Source organism: Streptomyces sp. NPDC030798 (assembly GCF_055572275.1).
The window spans coordinates 188,627-201,407 of sequence record NZ_JBVIDR010000002.1; the positions used below are offsets into that span (position 1 = coordinate 188,627).

General features: G+C 72.1%; 10 protein-coding genes. 4 read left to right on the plus strand and 6 right to left on the minus strand.

The genetic code is table 11. The features are described from left to right. Positions 1 to 27 precede the first annotated feature (27 nt). Genes ACZ404_RS05400 through ACZ404_RS05415 form a run of 4 tightly spaced genes read right to left on the minus strand, consistent with a single transcriptional unit; the run spans position 28 to position 5,691 of the window. A complete protein-coding gene (locus ACZ404_RS05400; protein WP_468437143.1) occupies positions 28 to 1,188 on the minus strand; it encodes an acyl-CoA dehydrogenase family protein in 1,161 nt (386 codons plus the stop codon). Positions 1,189 to 1,193: 5 nt separating this feature from the next. Next, on the minus strand, positions 1,194 to 2,129 hold the full coding sequence (locus tag ACZ404_RS05405) for a hydroxymethylglutaryl-CoA lyase (RefSeq protein WP_468437145.1): 936 nt from the start codon (positions 2,127 to 2,129) through the stop codon (positions 1,194 to 1,196). 17 nt (positions 2,130 to 2,146) lie between these two features. Further along, positions 2,147 to 4,063, minus strand: coding sequence for an acetyl/propionyl/methylcrotonyl-CoA carboxylase subunit alpha (locus tag ACZ404_RS05410; protein ID WP_468436162.1), 1,917 nt, complete (start codon positions 4,061 to 4,063; stop codon positions 2,147 to 2,149). 11 nt (positions 4,064 to 4,074) lie between these two features. Next, complete coding sequence (locus ACZ404_RS05415) at positions 4,075 to 5,691, minus strand: carboxyl transferase domain-containing protein (RefSeq protein WP_468436164.1); 1,617 nt, start codon at positions 5,689 to 5,691, stop codon at positions 4,075 to 4,077. 95 nt (positions 5,692 to 5,786) lie between these two features. Between ACZ404_RS05415 and ACZ404_RS05420 the strand changes: the two genes are divergently transcribed. From ACZ404_RS05420 to tesB, 3 genes are all read left to right on the plus strand, one after another. Next, the gene (locus ACZ404_RS05420; RefSeq protein WP_468436166.1) at positions 5,787 to 6,386 is read left to right on the plus strand and encodes an SACE_7040 family transcriptional regulator; all 600 of its coding nucleotides are present in this window, start codon (positions 5,787 to 5,789) and stop codon (positions 6,384 to 6,386) included. 131 nt (positions 6,387 to 6,517) lie between these two features. After that, positions 6,518 to 7,675, plus strand: a complete 1,158-nt coding sequence (locus tag ACZ404_RS05425; protein WP_468437147.1) for an acyl-CoA dehydrogenase family protein — start codon at positions 6,518 to 6,520, stop codon at positions 7,673 to 7,675. A 34-nt stretch (positions 7,676 to 7,709) separates the two neighbouring features. After that, positions 7,710 to 8,582 (plus strand): acyl-CoA thioesterase II, encoded by an 873-nt coding sequence (tesB, locus tag ACZ404_RS05430; protein ID WP_468436168.1) that lies wholly within the window; start codon positions 7,710 to 7,712, stop codon positions 8,580 to 8,582. A gap of 43 nt (positions 8,583 to 8,625) precedes the next feature. Here tesB and ACZ404_RS05435 read toward each other — a convergent pair whose 3' ends face one another. Both ACZ404_RS05435 and ACZ404_RS05440 read right to left on the minus strand, forming a co-directional pair. Further along, the gene (locus tag ACZ404_RS05435; RefSeq protein ID WP_468436170.1) at positions 8,626 to 9,420 is read right to left on the minus strand and encodes a phosphatase; all 795 of its coding nucleotides are present in this window, start codon (positions 9,418 to 9,420) and stop codon (positions 8,626 to 8,628) included. A gap of 61 nt (positions 9,421 to 9,481) precedes the next feature. Then, positions 9,482 to 11,125 carry a PucR family transcriptional regulator gene (locus ACZ404_RS05440; RefSeq protein ID WP_468436172.1) on the minus strand — a complete coding sequence of 548 codons (1,644 nt, stop codon included), beginning with the start codon at positions 11,123 to 11,125 and terminating at the stop codon, positions 9,482 to 9,484. A 181-nt stretch (positions 11,126 to 11,306) separates the two neighbouring features. Here ACZ404_RS05440 and ACZ404_RS05445 point away from each other — a divergent pair, with 181 nt between their 5' ends. Then, complete coding sequence (locus ACZ404_RS05445) at positions 11,307 to 12,767, plus strand: sodium:solute symporter family protein (protein WP_468436174.1); 1,461 nt, start codon at positions 11,307 to 11,309, stop codon at positions 12,765 to 12,767. The last annotated feature ends 14 nt before the right edge of the window (positions 12,768 to 12,781 follow it).

The following is a 12,781-nucleotide window of genomic DNA, read 5'->3' on the forward strand; positions in this document are numbered from 1 at the left end:
GTGGGCGCCTCGCCCGGCCGGGTCCTGTCAGCCCGTCAGGCCCAACTCCCGGGCGATCAGCATCCGCTGGACCTCGCTCGTGCCCTCGCCGATCTCGAGGATCTTGGAGTCGCGCCACATGCGGGCCACCGGGTACTCGTTCATGAAGCCGTAGCCGCCGTGGATCTGGGTGGCGTCGCGGGCGTTGTCGACGGCGACCGTGGAGGAGTACAGCTTGGCCAGGGCCGCCTCCTTCTTGAAGGGTTCGCCGGCGACCAGGCGGGAGGCCGCGTCGCGCCAGGCCAGACGGGCGGTGTGGGCCTTCATCTCCATGTCGGCGACCTTGAACTGGATGGCCTGGTTGGCGCCGATCGGCTTGCCGAAGGCATGGCGTTCCTTGGCGTACTTCACCGACTCGTCCACACAGCCCTGCGCCAGACCGGTGGCCAGCGCGGCGATGGCGATACGGCCCTCGTCCAGGATGCGCAGGAACTGGGCGTAGCCCCGGCCCTCCTCGCCGAGCAGGTTGGCGGCGGGCACCCGGACGTCGGCGAAGGACAGCTCGCGGGTGTCGGAGGCGTTCCAGCCGACCTTGGAGTAGGGGGCGGCGACCGTGAAGCCGGGCGTGCCCGCCGGCACGATGATCGCCGAGATCAGCGGCCTGCCGTCCGGCTTGCGGCCGGTCACGGCGGTCACCGTCACCAGCCCCGTGATGTCCGTGCCCGAGTTGGTGATGAAGCACTTGGTGCCGTTGATCACCCACTCGTCGGTGTCGGGGTCCAGCCGGGCCGTCGTCCGGGTGGCGCCGGCGTCGCTGCCGCCGTCCGGCTCCGTCAGACCGAACGCGCCCAGGATCTCGCCGGAGCAGAGCCGGGGGAGCCACTGACGCTTCTGCTCCTCCGTCCCGAAGAGGTGCAGCGGCATGGCGCCCAGCGAGACCCCGGCCTCCAGGGTGATGGCCACCGAGGAGTCCACCCGGGCCAGCTCCTCCAGTGCGATGCCGAGGGCCAGATAGTCGCCGCCCATGCCGCCGTACTCCTCCGGGAACGGCAGCCCGAACAGGCCCATGCGGCCCATCTCGCGGACGATCTCGTAGGGGAACTCGTGCCGCTCGTAGAAGTCGCCGATCTTCGGCGCGACGACGTCGTGGGCGAACTCCTCCACCGTACGGCGGAGTTCCTCCAGCTCGGGGCTGAGACGGTGGTCCATGCTCATCACTGGTCCTTGTGGGGCTGTGTCGGGCTACCGAGGGCGCGGACGGTTCGGGACGGGCTGGGCCGGTCCAGATGGGCGGCCATCCACACGCTGGTGGCGGTCAGACGGCCGAGGTCGACCCCGGTCTCGATGCCGAGTCCGTGCAGCATCCAGACGAGGTCTTCGGTGGCGAGATTGCCGGTGGCGGACTTCGCGTACGGGCAGCCGCCGAGGCCGCCCGCCGAGGCGTCCACCGTGGTGACACCGTGCTGCAGCGCGGCCAGGGTGTTGGCGAGCGCCTGCCCGTAGGTGTCGTGGAAGTGCACGCCGATCACGTTCGTCGGCACACCCTTCTCGTTCAGCAGGTTGAGCAGTTCCAGCACATGGCCGGGGGTCGCGACGCCGATCGTGTCCCCGAGGCTCAGCTCGTCGCAGCCCATGTCCCGCAGCGCCGTGCAGACGCGGGCCACCTGGTGCAGCGGGACCGCCCCCTCCCAGGGGTCGCCGAAGCACATCGAGACATAGCCGCGCACGTGCACGCCCGCGTCCTTCGCCTGCCGCACCACCGGCTCGAACACGGCCAGCGACTCGTCCAGAGTGCGGTTGAGGTTGGCCTTGGCGAAGGACTCCGTGGCGCTGGCGAACACCGCGATCCGCCGGGCACCGAGCGCGAGCGCCCGCTCCAGTCCGCGCCCGTTCGGCACCAGCACCGGCAGGTCGACGTCCAGCCCGGACACCTGCGGGAACAGCTCCTCGGCGTCGGCCAGTTGGGGCACCCACTTGGGGTGCACGAAGCTCGTCGCCTCGATGGTGGTCAGGCCCGCGTCGGCCAGGCGGCGGATGAACTCCGCCTTCACCGGCGTCGGCACGGCCCGCTGCTCGTTCTGCAGCCCGTCGCGCGCGCCGACCTCGTGGATCCGCACCCGCGCGGGCAGACCCCGGGCCGGTACGACCATGGGCAGGGCGTCGGCGCTCACTCGGCCACCTCCTCCTTCGGCGTGATGACGGCCAGCACCTGCTCCATCGCGACCGTCGTGCCCGGGGTCACGTCCAGCTCGGCGACCGTGCCCGCGTGCGGGGCGGAGATGACGTGCTCCATCTTCATCGCCTCCACCACCAGCAGGCTCTGACCGGCGGTCACCTCGTCGCCCACGGCGACCTTGACGACCGTCACCGTGCCCGGCATGGGAGCGGTCAGCGAGTCGGCGCCCGCGTGGGCCGAGCGGCTCAGCGACGCGGCGACCGGGTCGTGGTCGCGCACCTGCCAGGCGTCGCCGTCCCGGCCGATCCAGTCACCGGCGCGGTGGAAGGTGTGCGTCACGCCGTCGAGGGTCACGCGGACCCGGTCGCCCGTGACGGCGTGGGTGCCGCGCGGGGCGTACGTCACCGGCTCCTGCACGCGCAGCGGGAACGCGGGCGGCTTCGGGGTGCCGCCCAGCCGCCAGCCGCTCGGCACCGAGAAGGGGTCGGTCCAGCCCTCGGAGGAAGGCCGCAGCGCCTCCAGCCGTACGGCCGCCGCCGCCTCGTACACCTCCTCGGGTACGCCGGCGGGGACCAGCTCGTCCACCACCCGCTCCACCAGCCCGGTGTCCAGGTCGCCCCGGACGACGGCCGGGTGGGCCAGCAGCCGCCGCAGGAACCCGGCATTGGTCTGCACGCCCAGCGTGACGGTCCCGGCGAGGGCCGCGCGGAGCTTTCTGAGCGCCGTCGCGCGGTCGGGGCCGTACGCGATCACCTTGGACAGCATCGGGTCGTACAGGCTGCCGACCTCGGTGCCCTCGCTGAGCCCGGAATCGGTGCGCACCCCGTCGCCCTGCGGCTCGTTCAGCAGCAGGACCGTGCCGCCGGAGGGGAGGAACCCGCGGGCCGGGTCCTCGGCGCAGATCCGGGCCTCCACCGCGTGCCCGGTGAGCGTCACGTCCTCCTGCGCGAAGCCCAGCTTCTCCCCGGCCGCCACCCTGAGCTGCCACTCCACCAGGTCCAGTCCCGTGATCAGCTCGGTGACCGGGTGCTCCACCTGGAGCCGGGTGTTCATCTCCATGAAGTAGTACTGCGACGGGTCGGTGCCCGGCACGATGAACTCCACCGTGCCCGCGCCCCGGTAGCCGCAGGAGCGCGCCGCCTGCACGGCCGCCTCGCCCATCGACGCGCGCGTGGCCTCGTCGAGGAGCACGCTGGGCGCCTCCTCGATGATCTTCTGGTGCCGCCGCTGCAGCGAGCACTCGCGCTCGCCGAGATGGACGACGTTGCCGTGCCCGTCGGCCAGCACCTGGATCTCGATGTGCCGGGGCCGGTCGACCCACCGCTCCACCAGCAGGGTGTCGTCGCCGAAGGAGGTGCGGGCCTCGCGGCGCGCGGCCGCGATCTCCTCCTCCAGCACGGCCATGTCGCGCACCAGCCGCATGCCCTTGCCGCCACCGCCGGCCGACGGCTTGAGCAGCACCGGCGCGCCCAGCGCGCGGGCCGCCTCGGCGAGGTCGGGGTCCCGGCCGCCCGGCACGACCGGCACCCCCGCGGCCTGCACCGTCTCCTTGGCGCGGATCTTGTCGCCCATGAGCGCGATCGCGTCGGCCGGCGGGCCGATGAAGACCAGCCCCGCCTCCTCGCAGGCGCGCGCGAAGGCGGCGTTCTCCGCCAGGAAGCCGTACCCGGGGTGGACGGCCTGCGCGCCGGTGCGGGCGGCCGCCTCCAGCAGCCGCTCGACGGACAGATAGCTCTCGGCGGCCGGCGCCGGGCCGATCCGTACCGCCGTGTCGGCCTCGCGCACGTGCCGCGCGTCGGCGTCGGCGTCGGAGAAGACCGCCACCGAGCGCACGCCCAACGAACGGAGCGTCCGCATGACGCGTACCGCGATCTCGCCCCGGTTGGCGACCAGCACTGTGTCGAACACGGTTCCCCTCCTCACATCCGGAAGACGCCGAACTGGGGATCTCCCAGCGGCGCGTTGGCACAGGCCGTCAGGGCGAGTCCGAGCACCTGACGGGTCTCCAGCGGGTCGATCACGCCGTCGTCCCACAGGCGGGCGGTGGCGTAGTAGGCGTTGCCCTGGCGCTCGTACTGCGCGCGGATCGGCGCCTTGAAGGCCTCTTCGTCCTCGGCCGGCCAGTCGTCCCCGCGCGCCTCCAACTGGTCGCGCTTGACGGTGGCGAGGACGGACGCGGCCTGCTCGCCGCCCATCACGGAGATCTTGGCGCCCGGCCACATCCACAGGAAGCGGGGGGAGTAGGCCCGGCCGCACATCGAGTAGTTGCCCGCGCCGTACGACCCGCCGACCACCACCGTCAGCTTCGGCACGCGCGTGCAGGCGACGGCCGTCACCATCTTGGCGCCGTGCTTGGCGATGCCGCCCGCCTCGTAGTCCCTGCCGACCATGAACCCCGAGATGTTCTGCAGGAACACCAGCGGGATGCCGCGCTGGTCGCACAGCTCGATGAAGTGGGCGCCCTTCTGGGCCGACTCGGAGAAGAGGATGCCGTTGTTGGCGACGATGCCGACCGGGTGGCCGTGGATCCGGGCGAAGCCGGTGACGAGGGTCTGCCCGAACTCGCTCTTGAACTCGGCGAACCGGGAGCCGTCGGTGACACGGGCGATGATCTCGCGCACGTCGTAGGGGGTGCGGGAGTCGACCGGGACGGCGCCGTACAGCCCGTAGGGGTCGACCTTGGGCTCCGTGACCGGCGTGACCTCCCAGGGCGGGGACTGCCGGGCCGGAAGGGTGGCGACGATGTTCCGGACGATCCTGAGGGCGTGCGCGTCGTCCTCGGCGAGGTGGTCGGTGACCCCGGAGACGCGGGAGTGGACCTCGCCGCCGCCCAGCTCCTCGGCGGTGACGACCTCGCCGGTGGCCGCCTTCACCAGCGGCGGGCCGCCGAGGAAGATCGTGCCCTGGTTGCGGACGATGACGGCCTCGTCGCTCATCGCCGGGACGTACGCGCCGCCGGCCGTGCACGAGCCGAGGACGGCCGCGATCTGCGGGATGCCGGCGCCCGACATCCGCGCCTGGTTGTAGAAGATCCGCCCGAAGTGCTCGCGGTCGGGGAAGACCTCGTCCTGCATGGGCAGGAAGGCGCCTCCGGAGTCCACCAGATAGACACAGGGCAGCCGGTTGTCGAGGGCCACCTCCTGCGCGCGCAGGTGCTTCTTGACGGTCATCGGGTAGTACGTGCCGCCCTTGACGGTGGCGTCGTTGGCGACGATCACGCACTCGCGCCCGCTGACCCGGCCGATCCCGGCGATCACCCCGGCGGCCGGGGCCTGCCCGTCGTACATCCCGTCGGCGGCGAGGGGGGCCAGCTCCAGGAACGGCGAGCCGGGGTCGAGCAGCGTGTCCACCCGGTCCCTCGGCAGCATCTTGCCGCGCGCGGTGTGCCGGGCGCGCGCCTTCTCGCCCCCGCCGAGCGCCGCCGCGGCCAGCTTGCCGCGCAGCTCCTCGACGAGTGCGAGATGAGCCTGTTCATTGGCCCGCCAGGCCTCCGACGCGGGATCGGCCGCGCTGTGAAGCTCCGGTGCCTCGTGCATCCTTGCGGTCCCCTCACCCAGTGGTCACTGTTAATGAGCGTTAACCATTTCCTCCAGGTTAACGACCGCTAACCTCGCTGTCTAGAATTGCAGGCATGGTCACCAGAACCGACGCCCCGACCCGTCGCGAGCAGATCCTGAAGGAAGCCGCCCGGCTCTTCGCCGAGCGCGGCTTCCACGGTGTCGGTGTCGACGAGATAGGCGCCGCGGTCGGCATCAGCGGCCCCGGGCTCTACCGGCACTTCCCGGGCAAGGACGCGATGCTCGCCGAGCTGCTGGTGGGGATCAGCGGCCAGCTGCTCACCGGTGCCAAGCGGCGCCTGGCGGAGGCCGACGGCGAGGCCGGCGCCTCGGCGGTGCTGGACTCCCTCATCGAGGGCCACATCGACTTCGCCCTGGACGACCGTCCCCTCATCACCCTGCACGACCGCGAGCTGGACCGCCTGCGCGACAGCGACCGCAAGCTGGTGCGCCAGCTCCAGCGGCAGTACGTGGAGCTGTGGGTGGAGGTGGTCCGCGAGGTCTACCCGGACCTGACCGAGCCGACGGCCCGCTCCGCGGTCCACTCGGTCTTCGGCCTGCTCAACTCCACTCCCCACCTCGGCCGGGCCGGCACCCTCCCCGGCCGCACCACCACCGCGGTCCTGCTGCACCGCATGGCCCGGGGGGCGTTCGCGGCGGCCGGGGAGCGGTAGGCCCGGCCCCGGGCGTGACGAGCGTTACGGCCGGACCCCTCTGGACGGCCTTCCGTACTCGCCGGTACGGTTGAGTGAGCAAGCGCTTAGACATGCGTGATGTCATGCCGAGGTACGTGGAGGTGGACGGCGTGCGCCGTACGGTGTTCAACGAGGATCACGAGGCGTTCCGGGAGACCCTTCGCGCCTTCATCGAGGCCGAGGTCGTACCCGTGTACGACGAGTGGTTCGCGGCCGGCCAGGCCCCCCGCGACTTCTACTACAAGCTCGGTGAGCTGGGCGTCTTCGGCATCAGCGTGCCCGAGGAGTTCGGCGGCGCCGGCCTGGACACCCACAAGTTCGAGGCCGTGATCTACGAGGAGACCGCCCGCGCGGGCGTCACCTTCGGCGGCTCCGGCGTGCACGTGCTGCTCGCCCTGCCCTACATCAAGATGCTCGCCACCGACGAGCAGAAGAAGCGCTACCTGCCGAAGTTCGTCACCGGCGAGGAGATGTGGGCCATCGCCATGACGGAGCCGGGCACCGGCTCCGACCTGGCCGGCATGAAGACCACCGCCAGGCTCAGCGAGGACGGCACCCACTACGTCCTCAACGGCGCCAAGACCTTCATCACCGGCGGCGTCCACGCCGACAAGGTGATCGTCTGCGCCCGCACCGCCGCGCCCACCGCCGAGGACCGCCGCCACGGCATCTCCCTCTTCGCCGTGGACACCAAGTCCGAGGGCTACTCCGTCGGCCGCAAGCTCGACAAGCTCGGCCTGAAGACCTCCGACACCGCCGAGCTGGCCTTCGTCGACGTCAAGGTCCCCGTGGAGGACCTGCTCGGCGAGGAGAACAAGGGCTTCTACTACCTCGGCCACAACCTCGCCTCCGAGCGCTGGGGCATCGCCTTCGGCGCCTACGCGCAGGCCAAGGCCGCCGTCCGCTTCGCCAAGCAGTACGTGCAGGAGCGCACCGTCTTCGGCAAGCCGGTCGCCCACTTCCAGAACACCAAGTTCGAGCTGGCCGCCTGCCAGGCCGAGGTGGACGCCGCCGAGGCCGTCGCCGACCGCGCCACCGAGGCCCTGGACGCCGGCGAGCTGACCCCCGCCGAGGCCGCCTCGGCCAAGCTCTTCTGCACCGAGGTCGCCCACCGCGTCATCGACCGCTGCCTGCAGCTCCACGGCGGCTACGGCTACATGAACGAGTACCCGATCGCCCGCCTGTACGCGGACAACCGCGTCAACCGCATCTACGGCGGCACCAGCGAGATCATGAAGACGATCATCGCGAAGGACATGGGCCTGTAAGCCGACCGCAACCGGTGGCCGGTACAAAGAGCCCATGAGCCAGGCACTACAGAGTCTCCTCGATCTGCTCGACCTCGAGCCGATCGAGGAGAACATCTTCCGCGGCCAGTCCCGCTCCGCCGTCGTCCCCCGCGTCTTCGGCGGGCAGGTGGCGGCGCAGGCGCTGGTCGCCGCCGGGCGCACGGTCCCCGCGGACCGGCCCGCCCACTCCCTGCACGCGTACTTCCTGCGCCCCGGGGACCCGGGCGCGCCGATCGTCTACAGCGTCGACCGGATACGCGACGGCCGCTCCTTCACCACCCGCCGCGTGGTCGCCGTGCAGCACGGCAAGCCGATCTTCCATCTCTCGGCGTCCTTCCAGACGTACGAGGAGGGCCTGGACCACCAGGCCCCCATGCCGCAGTCCCCGGACCCGGCCGGCCTGCCCACCTCCCAGGAGCGCCTGCGCGGCTACGACCACCTGGCCCCCGAGGTCGTCGAGCGGTTCCTCGAGGCCCGCGAGGCGATCGACCTGAGGTACGTGGACGAGCCGCCGTACGGGAAGTTCGGCGAGCCGCGCGAGCCGCACAGCCAGGTGTGGTTCCGCACCAACGGCAAGCTGGACGACGACCCTCTGCTGCACGTCGTCCTGGCCACCTACGTCTCCGACATGACCCTCCTGGACTCCGTGCTGCTCGCGCACGGGCGCGGCGGCTGGGCCGTGGGCGACGTGGTCGGCGCCTCGCTGGACCACGCCATGTGGTTCCACCGCCCGTTCCGTGCCGACGAATGGCTCCTGTACGACCAGGAGTCGCCCTCCGCGCACGGCGGCCGGGGCCTCGGCCAGGCCCGCATCTACACCCAGGACGGCCGGCTGGCCATCACGGTCATCCAGGAGGGTGTCGTCCGCGTGCCCCGCCGGTCCTGAACGGGCCGGTGCCCGGCCTCCGTTCAGGACTCGATCCGGGCGGTCAGGACTCGCTCAGGCCCGCCTGGTCCAGCAGATACGCCGTCATCGGGTCGTAGTGGCGGGGGCTGACGACATGGTCGTCGAGCGGTACGACCACCTGCAGCGTGCCCTCCGACTCCCCGAGGAACAGCGCGGGATCGTTGCAGTCGGCGTACCCGACGGAGTCGACGCCGTGCTGTCCGGCGTACCCGGCCCAGCCGTGGTCGGCGACCACCAGGTCCGGCAGCGGGCGCCCCGCGCGCTCAAGTCCCGTCAGGATCGCCCGCATCGGCTCCCCGGAGTGGGTGTGCCACAGCGTCGCGCCGTGCTCCAGCACGGCCACGTCCGCGAACTGCATGACGTATCCCTCGTCCGTCTGCAGCCCGTCCGGGATGACGACGATCTCGCACCCGGCGGCGCGCAGCGCGGCGGCCGTCGCCCGGTGCACGTCCAGCAGACCGCCCGGGTGACCGGTGGCGAACAGCACCCGCTGCTGCCCCTCGGCGGCCTTGCGCAGCCGCGCCGCCATCCGGTCCAGCGCGTCCACGGTCAGCTCGGGGTCGATGGTGTCCTGCCCGTACCGGTACCCGGGGTCGTCGTTGACGCCCACCCGTTCGGCCATCACGGCGAGCACGTCCTGCTCGTCCGCCCAGCGGTCACCCAGCTCCAGTCCGAGCCAGAAGGTGCGCTCGCCGTTGGCCAGCCTGCGGTAGTGGGAGAGGTTGTTCTCGCGGGGCGTGGCGACGTCCCCCGCGATACGGGTTCTCACCAGGTGGTCGACGAGCTGCGCGCGGCTGGGTGTCCCGGGTATCGGCATGCCTCCCATTGTGAGGCAGCGTCCGGTGCGCGTCCTCGGCATGCCGCACCTGGGACACGGGTCACTCGGCTCGTTCTCCGTGCTGCCGCAGCGCGAACCACAGCTCCATCCGTACGTCCGGGTCGTCCAGGTCGGCGTCCAACAGGGCCGCGCAGCGGGCGATCCGCTGCCGGACGGTGTTGCGGTGCACCTCCAGCGCCACCGCCGTACGGTCCCAACTGCCGTGCAACGAGAGCCAGGCACGCAGGGTCTCGGCGAGCGCGGGCTGCGCGGCGAGCGGCGCGAGCAGGGCCCGGGCGTGCGCCTCGGCGTCCGCCCGGGACACCAGCTCCTCCAGCCCCGGCCGGGCGCCGTGCCGGACCAGGGGAGTACGGGTGGCCCGGGCCCGGGCCAGCGCACGCGAGGCCTGCGTGTCGGCCACCTGCCACTCCCGTGCGCCCACCGCGGCACTGACCCCGAGGGTCCAGCCGGGCTGCGGCTCCGGTGCGCGCCCGGCCGGCACCAGCACGCGTACGACCTCGTGCCCGAGGTCCAGCAGCGGCGAGCCGAGCGCGGCGCCCAGCGCGGAGGCGGCGACGGCGTCCGGCAGCCGGTGCTCCGGCCGGGCGTGCACGACGACCCACCGCCCGCCCCCCAGCAGCGGCGCCACCTCCTCCGGCGCCGAGCCGAGCAGCAGCCGCACCAGCGCGGAGGAGCGAGCGGCGCCGGTCCCGCTCTGGTGCTCCCCGGTGAGCAGCGACAGCAGGACGGAGGCCACGGAGGCGACGGTGTGGTCACCGGGCTCCCGCTGCGTGGTGGCGACCCCGAGCACGAATCCGCCGCCGGCCCCGAGGGCGTAGGCGGCGAGGTGGGTGCCGCCCCGGGAGTCGGTGGCGGAGGTGGGGGCCGGGCGGGGGGTGCCGGACGTGCCGAGGGTGCTGTGCGTGACCGGCGTATTCAGTGGGTCTGAGGTGCCTGGGGTGCCGGAGGTGCGGGGGGAACTGGGCGGGTCGGGCGTGCGTGGCGTCCCAGTCGTGCCGGGCCTGCCGGGCCGGCCTGGCTTCTGGTCCGGGCCGGGGGCCGGCCGTACCACCTCCACCAGCTCTTTCAGCGCCTGCCCGTGCGCGGGCACGCGCCCGGCCGCCGCGATCCGCGTCCCGTCGGGCCCGTACAGAACCGCGTGGCCGCCCAGCCGCTGGGCCAGTTGCCGCAGGACCGACGGGACCGGGTCGGGGCGGGCGGCAGCGGCGGCGAGGCTCTGCTGGGCCTCGGTCACGCGGCGCAGTTCGGCCAGGCGGGCCTGGGCCATGAGCTGCCAGACGGCGCGGGCCACCCCGGAGAAGGTGGTCCGCGGCGGCACCTCCAGAAGCGGCAGCCCGTGGGCCTCGCAGGCGTCGACCAGGGCGCCCGGAACCGTGTCGTGCACCGGCGCCAGCCCGAACCCGAGCGCGGCGCCGCCCGCCGCCACGATCCGGGAGACGTAGCCGTCGAAATACGCCCCCCAGTCCGCCGCCTCGGGCACGTGCACCCCGGCGGTCAGCAGCAGCTCGCCGCCCAGTAGATACGGATACGGGTCGGCCATCTCCGAGGTGTGCGCCCAGTGGATCACGATGCCGGGCGCGGACGGGCCCGCGATCTGCCGCAGGGCGAGATCCTCCCGCGCCAGCAGGGCGGAGAGCGGTACCGGCGGGGTGGGTGGGACTGCTGGGGCGATCGTGTCCGGCATGGTGTGCGTTTCCTCCATCCCGTACCGCTCGAATGGATAAAACGTACGCTTCCGGGGCCCTTTTCGGCCACCTAGGGTCGAGCCCCGAAGCACATCAGCCGTCAACTGAGGAACCACGACGGCGTGCGACCACCTCCGCGTGAGCGGCGGCGGTTCAGCCGCAAAGAAGGGTGGGCCCGACATGGCCGTCGACTACACCGTGATCGTCGTCTATCTGGCCGGCATGCTGGCCATGGGCTGGTGGGGCATGCGCCGCGCGAAGTCCAAGAGCGAGTTCCTGGTCGCGGGCCGCCGCCTCGGCCCCGCGATGTACTCCGGCACCATGGCCGCCATCGTCCTCGGCGGCGCCTCCACCATCGGCGGCGTCGGCCTCGGCTACCAGTACGGCCTCTCCGGCGCCTGGATGGTCTTCACCATCGGCCTCGGCCTGCTGGCCCTCTCCGTCTTCTTCTCGGCCCGCATCGCCCGGCTGAAGGTCTACACCGTCTCCGAGATGCTGGACCTGCGCTACGGCGGCCGGGCGGGCGTGATCTCCGGCGTGGTCATGTGGGCGTACACCCTCATGCTCGCGGTGACGTCCACCATCGCCTACGCCACGATCTTCGACGTCCTGTTCGACATGAACCGCACGGTCGCGATCGTCCTCGGCGGCTCGATCGTCGTCGCGTACTCCACCCTCGGCGGCATGTGGTCGATCACCCTGACGGACATGGTCCAGTTCGTCGTGAAGACCATCGGCGTGCTGCTCCTGCTGCTGCCCATCGCCGTGGTCAAGGCGGGCGGCTTCTCAGGGATGAAGGCCAAGCTGCCGACCTCGTACTTCGACCCGCTGGGCATCGGCGGCGAGACGATCTTCACCTACGTCCTGATCTACACCTTCGGCATGCTGATCGGCCAGGACATCTGGCAGCGCGTGTTCACCGCCCGCAGCGACAGGACCGCCAAGTGGGGCGGCACGGTGGCCGGAACCTACTGCCTGGCCTACGCCCTCGCCGGCGCGGTCATCGGCACGGCCGCCAAGGTGCTCTACCCCGAGCTGGGCAGCCCCGACGACGCCTTCGCCACCATCGTCAAGGACGAACTCCCCGTCGGCGTGCGCGGTCTGGTGCTGGCCGCGGCCCTCGCCGCCGTGATGTCGACGTCCTCCGGCGCCCTGATCGCCTGCGCGACGGTCGCCAACAACGACATCTGGTCGCGGCTGCGCGGCGCGGTCCGCCGCACGGAGGACGCGCACGACGAGGTGACGGGCAACCGCGCCTTCATCCTGCTCATGGGCCTGGCCGTGATCGGCACGGCGATCGCGCTGAACAACGTGGTCGAGGCGCTGACCGTGGCCTACAACCTCCTCGTCGCCGGCCTCCTCGTCCCCATCCTCGGCGGCCTGCTGTGGAAGCGCGGCACCGTGCAGGGCGCGCTGGCCTCGGTGATCGTGGGCGGGCTGGCGGTGATCGGCCTGATGGCGGGCTACGGCATCCTCGCCAACGAGCCGGTCTACTACGGCCTGCTCGCCTCCCTCGCCGCCTACGTCGCCGTCTCCGTGGCGACCAGGCCCACCGACGAGGCGGTCCTCGCCGCCTGGCGCGAGCGCCTCGCCGGCCGCACCCCCGAACTCGCGTCCGAACCGGTCCCGGCTCACCAGTAGAGTCATAGGGAAAG

Coding starts and splice junctions, on each gene's coding strand:
- ACZ404_RS05400 (WP_468437143.1), bottom strand. CDS start 1,188: ATGGACCACCGTCTCAGCCCCGAGCTGGAGGAACTCCGCCGTACGGTG.
- ACZ404_RS05405 (WP_468437145.1), bottom strand. CDS start 2,129: ATGGTCGTACCGGCCCGGGGTCTGCCCGCGCGGGTGCGGATCCACGAG.
- ACZ404_RS05415 (WP_468436164.1), bottom strand. CDS start 5,691: ATGCACGAGGCACCGGAGCTTCACAGCGCGGCCGATCCCGCGTCGGAG.
- ACZ404_RS05420 (WP_468436166.1), top strand. CDS start 5,787: ATGGTCACCAGAACCGACGCCCCGACCCGTCGCGAGCAGATCCTGAAG.
- tesB (WP_468436168.1), top strand. CDS start 7,710: ATGAGCCAGGCACTACAGAGTCTCCTCGATCTGCTCGACCTCGAGCCG.
- ACZ404_RS05435 (WP_468436170.1), bottom strand. CDS start 9,420: ATGCCGATACCCGGGACACCCAGCCGCGCGCAGCTCGTCGACCACCTG.
- ACZ404_RS05440 (WP_468436172.1), bottom strand. CDS start 11,125: ATGCCGGACACGATCGCCCCAGCAGTCCCACCCACCCCGCCGGTACCG.
- ACZ404_RS05445 (WP_468436174.1), top strand. CDS start 11,307: ATGGCCGTCGACTACACCGTGATCGTCGTCTATCTGGCCGGCATGCTG.